Origin of the sequence: Anaerophaga thermohalophila str. Valhall (assembly GCF_000250735.1) — a bacterium.
Taxonomy (GTDB): domain Bacteria; phylum Bacteroidota; class Bacteroidia; order Bacteroidales; family Marinilabiliaceae; genus Anaerophaga; species Anaerophaga thermohalophila_A.
Genome location: NZ_AHZV01000350.1, coordinates 1 through 20758 on the forward strand (window position 1 = coordinate 1; position 20758 = coordinate 20758).

Here is a 20758-nt window from a genome sequence, read left to right on the forward strand (position 1 = left end):
GAAAACTTATGAATAAAGCAGGTTAAATCTAACATCTAAAAATCTAATGATCTATTTTAAAGAAGTTTCAACCTTTTGCCTTAAACTATTGCTGTTTTATCCTGTCTTAAACTATGATTCTAGTTTTTACTTTTTTGAAATAATACAAAATCAAAAATTTGCCAACGTAAAGATTGTCTATGTTAATTGATCAGAATTTTCTTAAGGGATTCGAAGAGCATCGTAAAACCGCTTACATCCCGGTTCTCCTGATTAATTGAGGCAGACTTCAGAATAATAACTTAGACTAATTTTATACTGATGAAACGAGCATGGCAAAGGTTGCCACAACAAGAACATGTATAAGTTTTTGCATGCGAGTTCCATTAGAACAACAACTTAAGTAAATTTTATACGAATGAAACGACTTCTTAAGCCGGTTTACTACATCCCTGTAATTATTCTCGTGGCCATTCTGCTTATATGGTCGATGGGAGACAAGGTTGTAAATGAAAATATTATGATTACCGCTCCTGTTGAGCGCGGTTCCTTTGTTTCCAAAGTTATTTCAACGGGTCAGCTACAGGCCGAAAATGCTACTTCTATTGAAGTGCCCTCCGCTTTATCGGGAAGGAGACTTGGTATTTATGAAATTCAGGTTACAGATATTGTTGAAGAGGGGACGGTTGTTGATTCCGGCGATGTTGTAGCCGTTCTGGATCACAGTGCAGTGGATGAATTAATGACTGAAGCACAGGACGAACTTGAGCAGGCTATGGAAGCTTATCAGGATGCCAGGATAGATACCAATATAAACCTAAGTAATCTCAGAGACGGACTGCTGGATGCCCGTGTGACTGTAGAAGAGAAGAAACTGGTAGTTGAGCAGTCGGTTTATGAATCTCCTGCAGTACAGCGTCAGGCCAGGCTGGACCTTGAGCGCGCCAAACGCAGCCTGGAACAGGCCCTGAGAAATTACGAGTTGAAAAAGCAGCAGGCCGCCTACGATGTGAACAGGGCGTGGGAAGAAGTGAGAAAAAGCCGGGAAAGGATTCAGGAAATAGAGGCACTGTTTGAGGCACTGGATGTCAAAGCTCCAAAGCCCGGAATGGTTATTTACAGTTACGACAGATTTGGCAACAAAATACAGGCAGGTTCCACTGTAAGCCGATGGGCACCCACCATTGCTGAACTTCCGGACCTGTCATCCATGATTTCAAAAACTTTCATCAATGAGATTGATATTTCTAAGATTAAAGCAGGGCAAAAAGCCAAAGTCGGAATTGATGCATTCCCCGAAAAGTCGTTTGATGGAATAGTTGTTTCTGTTGCCAATATTGGTCAGGTGCTTCCCGACGGTGATTCCAAGGTGTTTGAGGTAATTATTAAACTAAACTCGACCGATTCGGATTTAAGACCTGCCATGACAACAAGCAATGAAATTATAACAGACTCATTGGCAGAGGCTTTGTATATTCCCCTGGAAGCGGTTTTTAGTAACGATACTGCCGAATTCGTCTATAAAAGAAAAGGACATGACTGGATAAGACAAATAGTCCGTTTTGGTATTGAAAATGCAAATTTTGTGGTTGTTGAAGAGGGGCTTGAAGAAGACATGGAAGTTGCTTTGACTGAACCGGCCAATTCAGATGAGCTTCCTTTTGCAGGATATGATATTTACAAAGCCTTAAGAGATGAGGCTTTAGAAAGAGAAAAGAAAGAAAAGGAAGAACAAGATAAGGCCCGGGAACCAGGAGCTCGGGGAGAGACCCCGCCCTGGCAACGACAAGGAGGTGAACGTATGGAGGAAGGGAGGAGACCACAATGAGAAGAATTAAATACCTGATATCGAGATATTATCACGATGTACTCATAGCTGTGGAGGCTATTTTGGCCAACAAGCTGAAATCGTTCCTCACAGCGCTGGGTATTATGTTTGGTGTTGCCGCCGTAATAAGTATGCTCGCTATAGGACGAGGCGCACAGCAGGAAGTCCTGGAGCAAATAAAACTGGTAGGCGTTAATAATATTATTGTAACACCTACCGAGATGGCTATTGATGGAGGTAATGGCAGCGGAAGCGGGGAAAGTACCAAGCGGTTTTCTCCGGGATTGACCCTTCTGGATGCCCGCTCGATTAGGGAAACAATTCCCTCGGTTGCCAAAGTTAGTCCTGTTGTATCACTGAATTATCATGCCATTCTTGGTGCCAGGAGTTATCCTGTGGTACTTGAAGGCGTTTCACCGGAGTATTTTGAGCTTCTGAATATCAATCTTGTTTCAGGAAATATATTCAGCGAACAGCAAGCCGAGGCAGGAAAACCAGTGGCAGTTATCGGCGATAATATCAGGAATCGGTTTTTTAACACTGAGGACCCTATTGGGAAATATATAAAATGTGGCGAAACATGGGTAAAGGTTGTTGGTGTTATCGAAAGACGGGATTTTACTGCATCTGCATCCGACGAACTGGGTATCAGCAGTACGGATAACAAGATTATTGTTCCTGTGAAAACCATGTTACTCCGGTTTAAAGACCGCGCCCGCATAAATCCCGAAGTTCTTGAGCAGGTTTCACGTGGCGGTGGAAATGGAGAAGAGAATAATAACACTGATCAACCAAAGGATCAGCTGGATAAAATAATAGTACAGGTTGACGAAACGGAGTTTTTAAGCTCAACTGCCAACATCATTAAGAGAATGTTGCTACGCAGGCATTCCCGAATATATGATTTTGAAGTGACAGTTCCCGAACTTTTGCTTAAGCAACAGCAAAAGACCAATGATATATTTAATATCGTTCTGGGGGCTATTGCAAGTATTTCGCTTATTGTGGGTGGAATCGGTATTATGAATATTATGCTTGCGTCGGTTTGGGAACGTATTCGTGAGATAGGAACACGTCAGGCAATAGGAGCTTCCCGCAAAGATATCATTGTCCAGTTTCTTTCCGAATCAACCCTGATAAGTGTTAGCGGAGGTATGATAGGAATTGTACTGGGTGTTGTGATGGCTCACCTTATTCATGTAATGGCCGGTATAGAAACGATTGTTACTTTATTTTCGGTCGTTGTGGCCTTTGGTGTTTCGGCTACTGTAGGCATTGTTTTTGGGTATCTTCCCGCAAAAAGAGCTGCCGAACAGGATCCCGTGGAATCCCTCAGAGCATGATGCTGTTTAAAAATTGGATTCAGACAAATTTAAATCTTAGAAAATATTACCAATGATGACGACCAGATTGCTATTGATGTCATTTTGTGTTTTCTGTTTTTTTGGACTGATTAAAGCTCAGGAACAGGAAAACTATTTTCTTGAAGAACCGGAAGATGCGGTACATGTGGAAATGACTCTGGAAGAGGTGATTGACCTGGCCCATGAGCAATCGCTTTACAGTTTCCGTTCCAGGAATATGTATCTGGCCCGTTATTGGGAGTTCAGAAGCTATCAAGCCGACCGTCTGCCAATCCTGAGCCTGGATGCAACCCCCGTGAATTACGATAAATCTGTCGTAAGCCGTTTTGATGAGGAACGGGGCGAATATTTTGACCAACGGTCATATTTCACTTCGGATGCGTCTCTGTCGGTGCGCCAGAATGTCCCCTGGACAGGCGGTGTATTTGATATTACCTCATCATTATCGCGTTCACAAAACCTGGATGACAGTGATGATACACAATACGCTAGTGTTCCGGTAAGCATTGGTTTTACCCAGCCACTTAACGGCTATAACCGGTTTAAGTGGGAATCGCGTATTGAGCCTTTACAATTTGAAAAGGCCAAACGCGAGTATCTGCAGTCGTTGGAGTCCATTGCCATCCAGGCTACCGATTATTTTTTCGGACAGGTAACAGCCGAGATTAATTTGAAAATTGCCGAAACAAATTACTCCAATGCCGATACCTTATATAATATCGGAAAGGGCCGTTTTGAAATAGGGACGGTTACCCAGGACGAACTCCTCGACCTTGAACTCGGTTTGCTAAATGCTCAAATGGAAGTGACCAGAGCCAAAATAGACCTGCGACAGGCAAGAGCGGCTTTGAACTCTTTTTTGGCCCTTGAAGACAATGTGATAATTGATTGTGTTGTTCCGGATGAAGTGCCTGCTCTGAAAATTGAGCCCGAAAGAGCCATGGCCCTTGCTATTGAAAACAATCCGGAAATTCTTGATTACCAACAACGCTTAATGGAAGCAGAGCAGAACATTGCTCGTGCCCGCTCCGAGAGCGGACTGAGTGCCGATATAAGAGCCAATTTCGGTATCAATAAAAATTCCGACGATTTTGGCCTGGCTTATGGTAGTCCCTTTGGAGATCAGCAACAGATCAGAGTGTCGCTCAATATTCCAATACTTGACTGGGGATTAAGGAAAGGGCAAATACAAATGGCCAGGTCTAATCGCGATGTAACCGAAGCAACAGTAAAGCAGGAAAGAGTTGATTTTGAGCAGGATTTGTTTATTCGAATCATGGAGTTCAATATGCAGGAAAAGCAGGTGGAAATTTCGGCAAAGGCTGATACAATTGCTCAAAAAGGATATGATGTTACCAAGCAGCGGTTTTTGATAGACAAAGTTGATGTTATTAAGCTAAACTCAGCAAGAAATTCTTTGGATGCAGCACGCAGGAATTATATTTCTTCGTTGCAGCAATACTGGAGAAGCTATTTTCAGATGAGACAGATCACCTTGTACGATTTTGTTAATGACCGGCCTTTGATGAAGGAACTGGATGAGTTGTTGCAACAGCAATGAACATTTTCGGGCAGAGAACAACATGAAACAAATCCCGATTACTTCTTTACCAGGCCAATCACTTAGATAAATTTAAATTTTATATGAAGCAACGTTTGTGGATATTGTTACCTCTTGTCTTGGTTATTCTTGCTTTTATCGGTTACAGACTTTTTTGGGCTGATGAGACCGACGGAGTAGAGGTGGCAGAAGTAATTCGCGGTAAATTTGAGCAATATGTTACCTCTATTGGAGAACTTGAAGCTCATAAATCTACAGATATATTAATCCCGGATGTTTTGACAGACCGTACTGTCAGGATTAGGGATATAACCATAAACGACCTGGTAAGGGAGGGTACCGAAGTAGAAAAAGGCGATTATGTTGCCACTCTTGATCCCTCAGGGGTTGAAGAGCATATAAAAAGTACCAGGGAAACTCTTGATATGCTTGAAGCCAATCTTGAACAGGCCAGAATGGATAGCTCGTTAAATCTTTCGGAAGCAAGGGATGCCATTCGTCAGGCAAAAGATAATGTTCTTGACAAAGAGATCAAGGTAGAGCAATCTGTTTACGAAAGCAAAGCAGTTCAACGACAGGCACAGATTGAACTGGAAAAAGCGCAACGTAATCTGGAACAGAAAAAAAGAAATTACCGGCAGTTGAAAAGAAAAAATGAAATAAGTGTACAACGTATTGAGGAACAATTCCGTCAGGAAGAAAATAACCTAAAAATTTTAATGCAATTAAAATCAGACCTGATCATTAGAGCGCCGGCATCGGGGATTGTGGTATATGTACGAGAATGGAACGGAGAAAAAAGGAAAGTAGGCTCCACTGTAAGTCGATGGGACCCCCGGATAGCTATTCTTCCTGATTTATCCACCATTCTCTCGGTTACCTATGTGAAAGAAATTGATGTGACCAAAGTTTATGTGGGAATGCCCGTGAAGATAACTATTGATGCTTTCCCCGAAGAAGAATTTAATGGAACAGTCAGGACTGTCGCTAATATAGGAAAAGAGATAGAGGGACAATTTCTTAATGGTTTTAAAGTGGAAATAGAGGTGGATCCTAAGGGGTTTGAACTTCTGCCCGGAATGACCTCCGTCAATCGTTTTATTATCCGGGAAATGGATGATCAATTGATGGTACCGCGCGAAGCCGTTTTTGTAGAGGGGGCCGAACAGGTTGTTTACAAAAAAACGCCTTTGGGTATTGTAAAACAAGAAGTGGAGACAGGGGGCGAAAATGATGAATTCATCAGGATTGTGAAAGGATTGAACGAAGGTGATAAAGTAGTGTTAACGCCACCTGAATGATCAATAGTTCTGTAATAAGAAAGTTTTTATTACCAGAGATTCTTTTGATAAATTATTAAAATACTGAACAAACCGCTATTGGCCTGTGTTTAATGCCAGTAGCGGTTTCTTGTTTTTGGATGATGGATTTGTATGCTCTTTACTTACAAGCGGTTTTGCCTGGTTGCGGCTTGTAAAACCTTCTCTGTCTTGCCCGTGTTAAATCAATATAAAAAATGAAGAAATTTTTCTGTAATTAAAATGGCTTGTTTATATTTGCCCCCTGAAAAAATGGACATGAAACAAGTCCCGATTATCCGGGACGATTTCTTTTCGGCTTTAATAAATGAGTGCGGTCCAAAAAGCATCTTTGTTGCCAAACTCTTTGTCGTTTTAAATTTTTGCATCCTCATTAACAATGAGTTAACTCCGGTACAAAAATTTAAAACGTCTTGATTTTGACAAAAATATGTCTTTTTATACCACCCTCATAAATAAATTTTATACGAATAAGAAGTAAAAATAGTAATTTATAAATTCTCAAAAGTTTAATTTTATGAAAGTAACCGTTGTTGGCGCCGGGAATGTTGGCGCGACTTGTGCCGATGTTTTGGCCTATCGTGAGATTGCCAATGAAGTGATTCTTGTTGATATCAAAGAAGGTATGGCCGAGGGAAAGGCTTTGGATATTTGGCAGAAAGCACCAATAAACCTGTATGATACACACACTTCAGGGGTAACCAACGATTATTCAAAGACCGCCGGTTCTGATGTTGTTGTTATCACATCAGGTTTGCCACGTAAACCTGGAATGACAAGGGATGATCTGATCGAAACCAACGCGGGAATTGTTAAATCTGTTACCGGGCAGGTTATTAAATATTCTCCGGAGGCAATTATCGTGGTTGTGTCCAACCCACTTGATGTGATGACTTACCAGGCCCATATCACCTCAAAAATGCCACGCACAAAAGTAATGGGTATGGCCGGTATTCTTGATACTGCCAGGTATAAAGCTTTTCTTTCTGAAGAGTTAAATGTTTCCCCAAAAGATATTCAGGCTGTACTGATGGGAGGGCATGGTGATACTATGGTACCACTCCCCAGGTATACAACCGTTGGTGGCATTCCTGTTACCGAGATGATTGAAAAGGAGAAGCTTGATGCCATTATTGAACGTACAAAATTCGGGGGTGGAGAGTTGGTTAAGTTGATGGGTACTTCTGCATGGTATGCCCCCGGATCAGCTGCTGCCCAAATGGTTGAAGCTATTGTTCGCGATCAGAAACGCGTGTTCCCGGTATGTGTGAAACTCGAAGGCGAATACGGGATTGATGATTGTTACCTTGGAGTACCGGTGATCCTTGGCAGGGAAGGTATCGAAAAGGTTATTGAACTCGACCTTAACGAAGATGAAAAAACACTTCTTGAGAATAGCCGGCAACATGTCAAAGAAGTAATGGCTGTATTGGAAAGACTTGGCTGACACACCGCTTTAACCTGAAGATGGTCTGTTTACCTTATTTCTTAAGAGGGACCCTGTGAGGGTCCCTTTTTTTGTCCGTTTACGAACATATTTTTTCAATAATGAACATATTTTTGACATTTCTTTATCTTTGTCATGAATGTAAAATATTTAAGGTTAGTGCTTTGTTGTTTTTGGCCCGGAATCTGATATATTTCAGAAAAAACTGAGGAGGATAGTTATGTATCGAAAAATTTTTATTTTGACAGTTTTGCTTGTACCGTTTGGTCTTTCAGGCTGTGTATACGATGGTCAGTCTTCTTTTTCAGACGAAACGTTTGTTTCCGAAGAAAGAGCACCTGGAGAATTTAATGCGCTGGAATTAGATGGCAACTACATTGTGAGACTGGAAAATTCAGACTCGTGTATGCTTGAGATTTCCGGAAATGAAGAAATGAAAAGTCTGGTAATTACCCAGGTTGTTGACGGGGTTTTGAAAATAAATATAATAGACAGGGACAATTGGAAGAACAATCCGCCAGTTAAGCTCACTATAAAAGCTCCCACACTTCGAAGAATTAGTGTTATGGCATCGGCAAAATTTTACAGTGAAAAACCTTTTGTATTTGAGGAATTATACATAGAAAGTGCCGGTGCTTTAAAAATGGATATGGTTTTAAAGGGAGACCGGCTTGAGGGAAAGCTTGCAGGCGCTACCGATCTGAATTTGAGAGGAGAAGTGAAAGAAGTTGATCTTAAGATACCCGGTGCAGGGAAGATTTCGGCTTTTGAATTATTTACCGAGGATATTACTCTCAATTTATCCGGAGCCGGAAAGGCTGAAGTGTTTGCCTCCGAAAAGCTGAATGTTGACCTGTCCGGGGCCTGTACTGTCGATTACAAAGGGAAACCAGCTGAAGTGTTTACCAATATTTCAGGGTTGGGCAGAGTAAAGGAAGCAAACTAATCGTTTTTATTGTGGTTGGCAGGCAGACGGTCTGATTGTATCGGCTCTCTTATTACAAAACGCCTGTAGTATGAAATAATAAGCGTTGTAAGAGGAAGTGCAAGCAACATGCCCAGTAATCCCATAATAGATCCCCATATTGAAAGAGATAACAAAATGAGAGCGGGATTCATATTGTAAGCCTTTCCCATAATTTTAGGAACTAAAATGGTATCCTGGATGATTTGTACAATGGCAATCACGACAAAAACCGAAAGAAGTATCTGCCAGAAGCTGTCTCCGGTTTCCATCGACTTGAGTAGGGCCAGAAGTATAGCCGGCAAAAATCCGACCATTTGAAGGTAGGGAATGATATTGAGCACTCCGATGAACAGGCCGAGAGTGATCCCCATGGGCAAATTGATAATCTTAAAACCTATAGCCATTAGTATGCCCACTGTCATAGCTATCAGAAACTGATTCCTGAAGTAGATACGCATGTTAAGTTTCAGGTCTTCGGCAATTTCTTCTGCCAGGGGTCTGATTTTGGCAGGAATGAGTTTTGGCCACGAGGATTCCAGTTTTGGATAGTCGATAAGGATAAAAACCAGATACAGAATAATAATCAGTAAGCCCAGCGTCCCGAATAAAATGCTCAGCGATCCTGAAAATATTTTCAATATCGGTTTCGATATATCCTTAAGCGTTTCAGTGATGTCTGATGTATTGATCAGTTTCTGAAGGTCCTGCTGAGCCAGCAGGTCACGTAGCCACTGATCGATGGCGGGAGGTAAAATATCCTGATATGAGGTATTCTGGAGATACGATTTTACCAATTGCGCCATTTTTTGCATTTCTGTGATAAATTGTGGTACCAGCCACCACAATATAAGTGAAACAATCAGAGACAGAAACAGTAGCGACAAAATTACCGAAGTACCGCGGTGTTTTACACGCATTTTTCTTTGCACAAAACAAACCAGAGGATCAATCAGATAGGCAAGCAAAACTGCAATAAAAAAAGGAATAAGTACGTTGCTTAAATAACGGACCAAAAGAACCAGTCCGGTAATAATTAGCCCTGCAATGAGCATACGAACCACCTTATCGAAGGTGTATGGTTTCCCTGAAAAAAAATTGTCGAAATCTTCAGGCGTGGTTTTTGTTGTTGACATGAGGAAATTTTGGTTAAAATGGGATGTTTTCTTTGGCTTTTATTGATTAAGTTGCTGTATTAATAATTCGTGGCTGTTCATAAAGTACCATTTGCTGTGTTACGCTCGCCGCCAAAAAACTCATTTACGAAGAGTAAACTCCGTTTTTGTCGGCTTCGCAAGCCTTGCAACTGGCACTTTCTGAACAGACACACATAGTGTAAAAATTTTTTGCTAATTTATAGACACGCACTAATTACACGTTTGTTCTTTGAAAAAAATCACATTTTGAAACTTAAATATAAAACAAACGTACAATTTCATTGTTAATATTTGTAAAAAATAGTTGGTCTTTAATAAAAAAACCTTTGTGTTTTCAGGAATACTTGCTTATTTTGCAGGTGTGTAAGAGAATGCAAAATAAAAATTTTAGATTATTTTAAGTAATTGAAATCAAGGGGCTAATAAATTTTATATGTCTTTCCGCTTTTCCATAATACTCTTTTTTCTTTCTTTCACTCTTTTTTGGGGGTGTGAAAGAGAGTATGTTTTCCGGGGAAGCAGTCAGGAATTAAGTTTCAGCACCGATACAGTGGCCTTTGACACGGTTTTTACTTCAATCGGGTCTACTACTCAGAACTTCAGGGTTTATAACCCGGTACAGGAAGATGTGATAATTGATGCTGTTGAACTTGTGGGTGGCGATGATTCGGATTTTATTCTTAATGTAAACGGAACAGCCGGAAGTATGGTTCATGATGTTCCGGTTCGCGGAAACGACAGCTTGTTTGTTTTTGTTGAAGTAAATGTAAATCCTACTTCAGAAAATTCGCCATTTGTTGTATCCGATTCCATCTTTTTTTATACACGTGATCAAATTTACACCATACATTTACTGGCTTACGGGCAAAACGTGATTCCGTTAAGAAAAGAGACGCTTAAAACGCAGACCTTTACCAAAGACAAGCCTTATCTGATATACGACTGGGTTGTAGTAGATACTACGGAAACTTTGACTATTGAGCCGGGAACAAGATTGCATTTCCATAAGGATGCCTCTCTGATAGTGTTTGGTTCATTGCAGGTTAATGGTGAAGTGGATGAGCCTGTTACTTTTACCAGCGACAGGCTTGATGAGTGGTACAAGGATAAACCCGGTCAATGGGGATACATTCAATTGATGCCGGGCAGCAGGGATCATGTGATTAATAATGCCGTCATCAGCAATAGCACGATGGGGCTTGTTGTTGATTCGGTTGGCATTGAGGAGGAACATCCCCCGCTGTATCTCAACAATGTCAGAATTGAGCATATTGCATCACAGGGGCTTATTGCTCAGAATTCTTCTATAGTTGCATCCAATTCGGTTTTTGGTGATTGCGGTAGTGCTTCGGTGGCATTAACGGTAGGAGGGGACTATAAATTTTATCATTGCACCATTGCCAATTATTTTACGTGGAATTATCGTAGTACACCGGCTCTGGTTATTTCCAACTATTATACCGATGCCAATGGTAAAGAATGGCCTTATACACTCAACGCTGCTAATTTTTACAACTGCATCGTTTACGGACGAAACGACAATGAACTAAAGCTTGATTTCAAGATTGATGAGAATAAAGATTTTGCTGAATGGATCAATGTTAATTTTGATCATACGCTTCTGAAAGTGAGAGAGGAAGCAAAAACAGCCTGGTCTCATGCATTTGGTGAGGGTGTTCTCTTTAATGAAGAGCCGGCTTTTATCGATATTAATAAGTATAATTATCAACTTGATTCCGTTTCTGTAGCTCGCGATGCAGGTGCATGGGACGTGGGACGAGATTATCCCGAAGATATTCTCGGCAACTCCCGTACCAGGGATAAGGCACCGGACCTTGGCGCTTATGAGAGAATTGATAAGCAGTAACTGGTGTCTGTTCATAAAGAAGGGAAAATAAACCGTTAATTCTAATCCCTAAAAAATGACCCGCTTCTTATTATTATTTTTTCTCTACTTCTGTTTGGCATGTGGAACCATTTTTTCCCAGACTCCTGAAACAGCAAACATCCTTTTTTATAATGTGGAAAATCTTTTTAATCCTGCTAAGAATGAAGGAAAACTCGATGATGAGTTTTTGCCTGATGGCCCGCGTCACTGGACGCATAGCAGAAAAAGTGAGAAACAGGTCAACATCTCAAGGGTCATTTTATTTTCCGGAAAATGGAATCCTCCGGTTCTCGTGGGATTATGCGAAGTAGAAGACCGCAAGGTTTTGGATGGGTTGATCTGGGATACAGGACTGGATCGGTTTAAATATTCGGTTATTCATTTTGAGTCACCCGATCGCCGGGGAATCGATGTAGCTCTACTATACCGCCAGGATCGTTTTAGCGTGCTGGATGCTTTTCCCCTTGCTGTTGAGATGCCGGAGAATTCTCGTCCTACCCGGGATATTCTTTACGTTAGTGGCGTGCTTGACAATAACGATACGTTGCATATCATGGTTAATCACTGGCCGTCACGATGGGGTGGCGAGGGCACAACCCGATCAAAGCGCTTGATCGCAGCCAAAACATTGAAGAATATTTGTGATTCCATCCTTTCTGATGCGGCCGGGTCCAAAATAATTGTGATGGGCGATTTCAACGATAATCCGTGGAATGAAAGCATGAGACTGATAAGCCGGAAACCTTCGGAGAATCGGGAGGGACTTGTGAATCTTGCTTATAATATTGACGGCGATGTTCCCGGTACTATAAAACATCGGCACGAATGGAGTTGTTTTGATCAGGTATTAGTTTCGGAATCATTACTGAAACCACTCAACAACAGTTATGCAGTTACAGATTCGGTGATGCATATTGTAACTGCTCCGTTTCTTCTTGAAGATGATCCCGATTTTCCAGGAAGCAGACCATTCAGAACCTATGCCGGATACAATTATCTGGGCGGATTTAGCGATCATTTACCTGTCATGGTTGAGCTGAAAAAGAGAGCTATCGAATGAGACGAATGCCATCCTCTTCCATAATAATTTTTCTTTTTTTATAGAGCATTCCCGCCGCTTTTTTGAAAGCCTTTTTACTCATTCCCAGTGTAAGTTTAATTTCTTCAGCTGCCGATTTGTCGGTTAATGGCAAAAAGCCATTGTTTTGAGCCATTTCGGTAAGCAGTTTCTGCGAATTGTTTTCAATAGCATTTAATCCCAGGGCATCAAGAGAAATATCTATTTTTTCGTCCTCCCGGATTCGTTTTATGTACCCTGTGGTTTTTTGTCCTGCTTTTAAAGGGCTTTTTATTTCGTTGCTATAGATTAATCCTGTATGCGCGTGGTTAATAATGGATTTGTATCCCAAATCCGTAGGTCCGACTATAAGAAGCTCAACTTTTTCCCCGGGCTTGTAATTGGGGGAAACATTATCCAGAAATTTTTCGATCTTAGCCGATGCAACGATTCTTTTAGTAGCATCGTCGAGGTAAACATAAACAATATGGCTTGTACCTTCCTGCATTTTTTGCTTTTGTTCTCTGAAAGGAACAAGTAAATCTTTTGGAAGCCCCCAATCAAGAAAAGCCCCAATATTGGTAACGGAGGCTACCCTGAGCCAGGCAAACTGATTGATCATCACCTTTGGCCTTTCCGTTGTGGCTACAAGCCGGTCGTCGGAGTCAAGATAAATGAATACATTGATCTCATCGCCAATTTTTAGCTCCCCGGAGACATAACGTTTGGGAAGCAGTATTTTTCCGAGGTTTTCACCGTCGAGAAATGCACCGAACTGAGAAATTTCCAGTACCGGTAGCCGGTTTATTTTTCCTATTTGAGTCATGAACAACAAATGTAGCCACAAAAATAATAATTTGCCTCGATTATGATCTAAACCAATAAGACCTTATATCCGACTTCCATTAGATATTGAAAAATCAAAATTTACCTAAACTCAATATCCATAAATTCAACGATCTGTTGCAAATCTGGTCATCAATAAAATTGTGTCCTCAGGAAAAGTGGTAACTTTGCCATTTGGATATAAAAAAGATGAAATATGTCTGCTGCAAATGAAAGACCGAAAAAAGTGACCACTCACGTTTTGAGTGAGATGAAAATGAAAGGTGAGAAGATATCGATGCTCACTGCTTACGATTATTCCCTGGCTAATATTGTGGATCAGGCCGGGATTGATGTTGTTCTGGTAGGTGATTCGGCATCGAATGTTATGGCGGGTTGGGAAACTACGCTTCCCATCACTCTCGATCAAATGATATATCACGGGGCATCTGTTGTTCGTGGCGTGAAGACCGCTCTTGTGGTAGTTGACATGCCATTTGGATCATATCAGGGAAACAGTCGTGAAGCATTGCAATCAGCCATTCGTATCATGAAGGAGACGGCGGCCGATGCTGTAAAGCTTGAGGGGGGTGTTGAAATTATCGAATCGGTGAAACGGATACTTTCAGCCGGAATTCCTGTGATGGGTCATCTGGGACTAACACCACAGTCGATTCATAAGTTCGGGACTTATACTGTCCGTGCCCGTCAGGAAGAAGAGGCCAAAAAGCTTGTTGAAGATGCGCATCTTTTGGAAGAAACCGGATGTTTCGGGGTGGTTTTGGAAAAAATTCCCGCCAAACTTGCCGGAAAGGTAGCTTCCGGGTTGAAAATTCCGGTGATCGGTATTGGAGCCGGAAACCAGGTGGATGGTCAGGTTCTGGTTCTTCACGATATGCTGGGTATAAACCAGGCATTTTCTCCACGGTTCCTGCGACGGTACCACAATCTTTTTGCCGAGATATCGGGTGCTGTAGGGAGCTATATCGAAGATGTGAAATCGGGAGATTTTCCCAATGAGAGAGAGCAGTATTGATTCATTCCCCTTTCTTTCAGATGGTTCTTACTCATGAGTTTATCGGTGGCGTTCCGCTAACGCGGCGAACGTAACACAGCAAATGGCACTTTATGGACAGACACTAATTAACAACACAGATATGGATTTAGAGATATTATACGAAGACAATCATTTGATAGCCGTCAATAAAACCGGTTCGGACCTGGTCCAGGGCGATGAAACAGGAGACGAGCCTCTAAGTGAAAAAGTGAAAGCCTACCTGAAAAAGAAATATAACAAGCCGGGTGATGTCTTTCTGGGCGTTGTTCACAGACTCGATCGTCCTGTCAGCGGAGTGGTCTTATTTGCCCGTACCAGTAAAGGATTGAGCCGAATGAACAAAATGTTCCAGGAAAAGGATGTGAAAAAGGTATACTGGGCCATTGTTAAAGAAATTCCGCCGGAAGACCAGGGGGAACTAAGACATTTTATGCTGAAAGACAGCAATAAAAACAAGTCGTATGCTTTACCCAAAATGCGGCCCGGTTCTAAAGAAGGCATTCTGCATTACAGGTTAATTTCGAGTTCGGCCAATTATCATCTTCTCGAGGTGGATTTGAAAACCGGCCGTCACCACCAAATACGTAGTCAGTTGGCCAAAATTGGCTGCCCGATTAAGGGCGATCTGAAATATGGCTTTCCCCGTTCCAATCCGAATGGTGGCATTTCTTTGCACGCAAGACGTATTGAATTTGTACATCCCGTAAAAAATGAACAGGTTGTGATTGAAGCGCCCGTTCCGCGAAATGACAACTTGTGGGAGGAATTCGAGAATGTTTTGAAGAAGTAAGAGAAAAATTGCTGGTTTCATTAACTTTTCATATATTGAATTCTGTAAAGGATGAGCCTTTTCCTAAAAGAGATTTTTAGGAGTAGACTCATAGGATTTTCAGCTAAAGGGTTAAAGGTGTTTTTATAATCTTCCGGGAACAATAATACAGGGAAGCGCCCATATTATTGTTTTTGCCCGGTAAATAACCTTTAATTTTTAATATGAAGAAACGCGTTGTTAATGTCATTGCCGAAGAACTTATCAATGAGGGGGTTGATTATTTATTTGGTGTAACAGGAAAGACTATTGCTCCGCTTCTGGATGCAACACTCGATTATGACAAATTAGAATTTATAGCTGCCAGACATGAGTCAGGGGCCGCACTTATGGCTTACGGATTTGCTCAGGGTAGTGGTAAGATAGGTGTTTGTTGCGGCTCCACCGGGGGTGGCTCCACGAACCTGGCTACAGGGGTGGCAACAGCCTATATGAATTCAGTTCCTTTGCTGGTTATTACCGGACAAGTTTCTACAGCCGATTTTGGGAAAGGAGCATTTCAGGAATCTACAGGATTTGGTCAAACCATTGATACAGTCGATTTTTTCAGAGCCATTACCAAAGAAAGTTTTTCGCTCATAAACCCCCTGAAAGCTCCAGAAATTATCAGGTATGCCATCAGAAGTGCCATCTCGGGACGTATGGGGCCGGTCCACGTTAATATTCCATTCGATGTTCAGTTGGCTGTCGTAGAGTACGAGTTTCAGACCAAAAAGAGTACTTTCCCGATAAGTGATCTATATAGTGAGGTGCCCGGAATGAGACAAGCCGTTAACCTTATAAACAAAGCGCAAAGACCGGTCCTTCTGGCAGGGTGGGGTGCAGTTTTTTCAGGTGCCCGTAAAGCGGTAATTCAAATTGCCAGGCGCTTTGAGATACCGGTTGCTACAACCATTCAGGGCAAAGGAGCCATTCCGGCCGATCATCCTTATTATCTGGGAGTGGTCGGAATTTGCGGTCATCCGGTCGCTTCAGAATATATCTTCAATAAATCGGATTTGCTTATTGCCATTGGAACCAGTTTTGGTGAGTTCTCAACCTATGGTTGGGATGAACGTTTTTTGAAAAACAAAAAAATTATCCAAATCGATATCGACAGTCGCGAGATAGGAAAAAATTATCCTGTTGAACTGGGTTTAGTTGGTGATGCTAAGTCACTTACCGAACAGTTGTTTAAAGCGCTCGAAAAGAACAATATTGATGTTAAAATTTCAGGAAGAGAAGTGACTGCTTTGATTAAAGAGAAGGGCAGGCTGATTGATCCCCTGAAAATGAAGGATAACAGTGTGCCACTTAAACCTCAGCGATTACTGGCCGAAATTGGAGAAAAAGCGCCGGATAATACCTTTTTTCTTGCCGATTCGAGCTCCCACTGGGCCTGGGCTATTCATTATTTGCCCATTGGACAGAAGGGTAACTTTTTCCCTACTTTGAGCCTGGGGGCAATGGGAGCATCTATCAGCTCGGCCATCGGTATAAAACTAAGCAATCCTGATAACCCTGTGGTTTGTATTTGCGGCGACGGTTCTTTTCTTATGGGGGGCAACGAAGTGGCGACCACCGCACAATATAATATTCCGGTTATATGGATTGTCTTTAATGACGAACGTTACGGGATGCCGGATTTCTCTAATAAAAAAATCTATTCCAGAACTACAGGTACCAAATTAAACAAAACAGACTTTTCCCTAATTGCCCGTGGCTATGGGCTAAAGGGCTTTCGGGTTGACCACCCTGACCAGTTGAGAGAAGTTCTGGATCAGGCCTTCGACTGTAATTGTCCGGTGGTTATTGACGTTTTAATTGATCCCGATGAGATGCCTCCTGTTGGTCAGAGAAAACTGATTAGAGTCCAGTCATAAAGTTCCAATAGTAAGTTAAAAAAGCCTAAACACAGAGACGCAATGATGCAAAGTTTTTAATATGAGATAGTTGTCGTTTGTTTTGTTTTACAAACAATTAATTAGTGTCTGTCCATAGAGTGCCATTTACTGTGTTACGCTTGTCGGAAAATTACTCATTTACGATGAGTAAACTCTGTATTTTCGGACTTCGCAAGCCTTGTAAATGACACTTTCTGAACAGACACTAAATTTGTCGGACAGCAGTGATTATTTAAGTGTTATTCAGCAAACCCTGGTGAGATGAAAAATTTTGAAAAAGCAGATATTATATCCAAAGTTGCCTTCAACAAGAACAAAGCAAGATTTCTTCCCCGAACAGAACAAATGAAGCTTAATGCGGCGATGAAAAATAAACTATTACGTTTTGCTTCTGAGATAGCCGCAGAAAAAGAACGTCCGCAAACCATGAAATTGATCGACGAAATGATGAACGGGATGCACGGACAGCGCGTGAAAGATCTGTATAACTACCGGAGAGAAGGCAATCATGTGATGGCATTGCTTTGTAATTCCATTCCACCTGAGGTTGTTTACGGTTTGGGCAATTTCGTACCGGTAAGCGTTTGTATGGGGGCAGGAGAAGTGGAACCCTATGCCGATGAGTTCACAAAAGGAATGTGCTCTGTTACCAGGTCAATGATCGGATTTCTTAAAACCGGAATGTGTGTATTCTTTAATCTTGCCGACCATGTTCTGGCTTCTGATATGTGCCCGACAGTTAAAAAAGCTGCCGATATTATTCCTCAGATATCCGATGAGTTTGAATTGTATTGTCTGGAGACCAATGAGAAATATGGTAAATTGAATGTAGATGTGAATGGATTAAAGAAGTGGGTGGCTAAAATAACTGGCAGTAAGGGTTTTGATAATAAAAGACTACTCAAATATGCCCGTTTGTTTTCAGACATTCGGCATGAATACAAAGCTATTTTTTCTTTGCGAAGGCACTCAAATCCGCCCCTTAACGGTAAAAACGGTTTGTGGATACAGCAGCTTGCTTTGGTTGAAGAACCTGAGAAATTGCTTCATGTACTTAAAAAGCTGCGCCGGGAGCTGGAAGAGAATGTCAAAAATAATAAGGGGTACAATCCCAACGGAACGAAAAAACGGGTAATGCTGATCTCTCCCCGTATTATGCCCCCCTTCGGTGAAATTTACCGGCTTATAGAGAAGTGTAATGCACTGATTGTTTGTGAGGAAATTGATATGGGCATTACAAATATCGATTATGATTTTGACCATTTTGCTGGTCTGCTTGGGGAAAATGATGCTTTTCCGGATAAGGCTTTGAAATACATTTTGGAGAGTATTGATATTACGTCAACTTCTTGTGTTGAGGAGTTTTATTTTCAAAAAATTATGAATAAGGTAAATAACTACGGTGTTGATGCAGTAATAGCCTTTTCTTTTAAAAACTGCCCTGTAATGTGGCAAAAGACAAAGAAGATTTGTAATTTGTTAGAAGAAAGCGGAATTCCTTCAAAAACAGTTCAGTCCGGTTATATGGAAATTTATGAACAGGAGGAAATATTCGTAGAAGAGATACACAACTTTTTATCACCCTAAAACCAATCTCATGGCAACCCGGGAGCAATTAAACGAAGAGCAAAAGAAAATTCTCTATCTTGAAAAAAAACTTGCCGATGCTCAGCAAAAAGAAAAAGAACTTTTTGATATCATAGATACCCTGGATGGTCATATTTTTCGTTGCGGAAAAAATGATAAGGGAGAATTTATTCTTTTGTTCAGCGAGGGAGAGATTGCCAGAGAGTATGGTATAAGAACAGATCAGGTAAAAGGGAAGACCGTCAGGCAGATAATAGGAGACGAAGCTTATAGAAGAATAGAACCATACTACAAGAAGGCATTCGGTGGAGAATTTGCGGAATACAGGGAATTCTTGCTCGATAATCGCTATTTTTCAGTTAAACTGATCCCCTCTCAAATTAGAAGCGATGGAAGAATTGTGGAAGTAGTTGGTATAACACAGGACATTACTGAGGTTCGTACCTTTCAGGCTGAGACACGCAAAATGGCCGAAGTCCTTGACCGGATTATTGAATTTAACCCTTACAGTATCCAGATATTGAACCCCCGGGGACATCATGTCAGAGCAAATAAAGCCTTTTTAGAGCTTTTTAAAACAGAGCCCGATAAGGGATGGTCTATCTTTGACGATCCTCAAATAAAACAACAGGAATTTTATGATATGTTATTGCGTTCATTAAAAGGGGAGGTGGTTCAAATTCCGCCAATCTGGTACAATGCCCATCTTTCCGACCCCAAATATCCGAATAATCCGATTTGCATTGGCTCTGTTTTATTTCCGGTCTTTTTGTCAACCGGAGAACTGGAGTATATTGTACTCATGCATGAGGACATCACTGACAGAATGAAAGCACAGGAGGCACTTCAGAAAAGCGAAAAGCGGATGAAGCATTTACTGTCATCCAATCCTGCTGTTATTTACACATCAGAAGTCGAAGAACCATGGAACTGGACTTTTATCAGTGAGAATGTTACTAATCTGACAGGGCATGACCCCGCCGACTTTCTTAGAAATGACGGATTCTGGACCAACCATATTCATCCGGAAGACCGTGAAAAGATCAAAAAGGAAATCCCTCGTGTTTTTCGCAGCGGGCATCATATCATGGAATATCGTTTTAAATGCAAGAACGGAAAATATATCTGGGTACTTGATGAAACAAAAATTGTGTATACCGAAAATGGCGAACCTGTTGAATTAATCGGATATTGGATTGATATTTCGAAACGTAAGAAGGCAGACAGGGAATTGGTGATTGCCAAGGAGCGGGCCGAAGAATCTGACCGTCTGAAGTCGGCTTTTCTGGCCAATATGAGCCATGAAATACGAACTCCTATGAATGGAATTATGGGATTTGCCGATTTGCTGAAGGACCCTGATCTTTCAGAAGATGAAAGAAACGAATATATCGGTATCATCCGAAAAAGCGGGAATCGGTTACTTAACATTATTAACGACCTGATTAATATTTCAAAGATTGAATCGGGACAGATGAGCGTTAAGTATGAGGAGACCAATATTAATGAGCAGCTTGACTTTTTATTTCGTTTTTTTGAGGCCGAAACCAGACAAAAAAACCTTGAGCTTACTGTTGTAAAGTCGCTTAAAGATTCTGAGTGTGCAATAATGACAGATAAGGAAAAGGTATATGCCATATTAACCAATCTGATCAAAAATGCCATCAAGTTTACTGAGGAAGGTGCCATTCAATTCGGTTATTTCATCAGGGGAGAAAATGTTGAATTTTTTGTAAAAGACACAGGAATAGGCATCAGTAAAGAAAATCAACACGCTATTCTCGAGCGGTTCATTCAGGTTGACAGTGGTTTCTCAAGCGGGTATGAGGGGGCCGGACTGGGACTCTCCATTTCTAAAGCCTATGTGGAGCTACTGGGCGGTAAAATTTGGATTGAGTCAGAGTTGGGTAAAGGTTCGGCTTTTTATTTCCTACTTCCCTTAAAAAAACATTTTTGAGGTAGGGTAAATTCTATCTCATGCGGTATCTGTATAAACACAAACTTAAAAATTTT

At 41.3% G+C, this 20758-nt stretch carries 15 protein-coding genes; 13 read left to right on the top strand and 2 right to left on the bottom strand.

Annotated elements, in window-relative coordinates:
• Nucleotides 1–397 precede the first annotated feature (397 nt).
• The 6 genes from OQ5_RS0117990 (at nt 398) to OQ5_RS0118020 (ending at nt 8444) form a co-directional block, all read left to right on the top strand.
• Nucleotides 398–1807, top strand: a complete 1410-nt coding sequence (locus OQ5_RS0117990; RefSeq protein WP_016778821.1) for an efflux RND transporter periplasmic adaptor subunit — start codon at nt 398–400, stop codon at nt 1805–1807.
• Nucleotides 1804–3150, top strand: coding sequence for an ABC transporter permease (locus OQ5_RS0117995; protein ID WP_016778822.1), 1347 nt, complete (start codon nt 1804–1806; stop codon nt 3148–3150). The genes OQ5_RS0117990 and OQ5_RS0117995 overlap by 4 nt, the downstream gene beginning before the upstream one ends.
• A gap of 52 nt (nt 3151–3202) precedes the next feature.
• A complete protein-coding gene (locus OQ5_RS0118000; RefSeq protein ID WP_255297628.1) occupies nt 3203–4732 on the top strand; it encodes a TolC family protein in 1530 nt (509 codons plus the stop codon).
• A gap of 83 nt (nt 4733–4815) precedes the next feature.
• On the top strand, nt 4816–6033 hold the full coding sequence (locus OQ5_RS0118005; protein WP_016778824.1) for an efflux RND transporter periplasmic adaptor subunit: 1218 nt from the start codon (nt 4816–4818) through the stop codon (nt 6031–6033).
• Between the two features lie 535 nt (nt 6034–6568).
• Entirely contained in the window at nt 6569–7498 is a 930-nt protein-coding gene (mdh, locus tag OQ5_RS0118015; RefSeq protein WP_016778826.1) for a malate dehydrogenase, read from the top strand.
• A 220-nt stretch (nt 7499–7718) separates the two neighbouring features.
• Complete coding sequence (locus OQ5_RS0118020) at nt 7719–8444, top strand: head GIN domain-containing protein (RefSeq protein WP_016778827.1); 726 nt, start codon at nt 7719–7721, stop codon at nt 8442–8444.
• Here OQ5_RS0118020 and OQ5_RS0118025 read toward each other — a convergent pair.
• On the bottom strand, nt 8441–9598 hold the full coding sequence (locus OQ5_RS0118025) for an AI-2E family transporter (RefSeq protein ID WP_016778828.1): 1158 nt from the start codon (nt 9596–9598) through the stop codon (nt 8441–8443). The two genes, OQ5_RS0118020 and OQ5_RS0118025, sit on opposite strands and share 4 nt — an antisense overlap.
• Nucleotides 9599–10052: 454 nt before the next feature.
• Between OQ5_RS0118025 and OQ5_RS0118030 the strand changes: the two genes are divergently transcribed.
• Together OQ5_RS0118030 and OQ5_RS0118035 are read left to right on the top strand one after the other, a co-directional pair.
• The gene (locus OQ5_RS0118030; protein ID WP_016778829.1) at nt 10053–11486 is read left to right on the top strand and encodes a hypothetical protein; all 1434 of its coding nucleotides are present in this window, start codon (nt 10053–10055) and stop codon (nt 11484–11486) included.
• 55 nt (nt 11487–11541) lie between these two features.
• The gene (locus OQ5_RS0118035; RefSeq protein WP_016778830.1) at nt 11542–12567 is read left to right on the top strand and encodes an endonuclease/exonuclease/phosphatase family protein; all 1026 of its coding nucleotides are present in this window, start codon (nt 11542–11544) and stop codon (nt 12565–12567) included.
• On the opposite strand, the gene OQ5_RS0118040 is transcribed toward OQ5_RS0118035, so the two are convergent.
• Nucleotides 12557–13390 (bottom strand): CvfB family protein, encoded by an 834-nt coding sequence (locus OQ5_RS0118040; RefSeq protein ID WP_016778831.1) that lies wholly within the window; start codon nt 13388–13390, stop codon nt 12557–12559. The genes OQ5_RS0118035 and OQ5_RS0118040 overlap by 11 nt on opposite strands.
• 216 nt (nt 13391–13606) lie before the next feature.
• Between OQ5_RS0118040 and panB the strand changes: the two genes are divergently transcribed.
• From panB to OQ5_RS0118065, 5 genes are all read left to right on the top strand, one after another.
• Complete coding sequence (gene panB / locus OQ5_RS0118045) at nt 13607–14425, top strand: 3-methyl-2-oxobutanoate hydroxymethyltransferase (RefSeq protein WP_016778832.1); 819 nt, start codon at nt 13607–13609, stop codon at nt 14423–14425.
• A gap of 121 nt (nt 14426–14546) precedes the next feature.
• Nucleotides 14547–15236, top strand: a complete 690-nt coding sequence (locus OQ5_RS0118050) for an RluA family pseudouridine synthase (RefSeq protein WP_016778833.1) — start codon at nt 14547–14549, stop codon at nt 15234–15236.
• A gap of 203 nt (nt 15237–15439) precedes the next feature.
• Nucleotides 15440–17137: a thiamine pyrophosphate-binding protein gene (locus OQ5_RS0118055; RefSeq protein ID WP_016778834.1), complete on the top strand. Its 1698-nt coding sequence runs from the start codon at nt 15440–15442 to the stop codon at nt 17135–17137.
• Nucleotides 17138–17419: 282 nt separating this feature from the next.
• Complete coding sequence (locus tag OQ5_RS0118060) at nt 17420–18745, top strand: 2-hydroxyacyl-CoA dehydratase family protein (protein WP_016778835.1); 1326 nt, start codon at nt 17420–17422, stop codon at nt 18743–18745.
• Between the two features lie 10 nt (nt 18746–18755).
• Nucleotides 18756–20702 carry a sensor histidine kinase gene (locus OQ5_RS0118065; RefSeq protein ID WP_016778836.1) on the top strand — a complete coding sequence of 649 codons (1947 nt, stop codon included), beginning with the start codon at nt 18756–18758 and terminating at the stop codon, nt 20700–20702.
• The last annotated feature ends 56 nt before the right edge of the window (nt 20703–20758 follow it).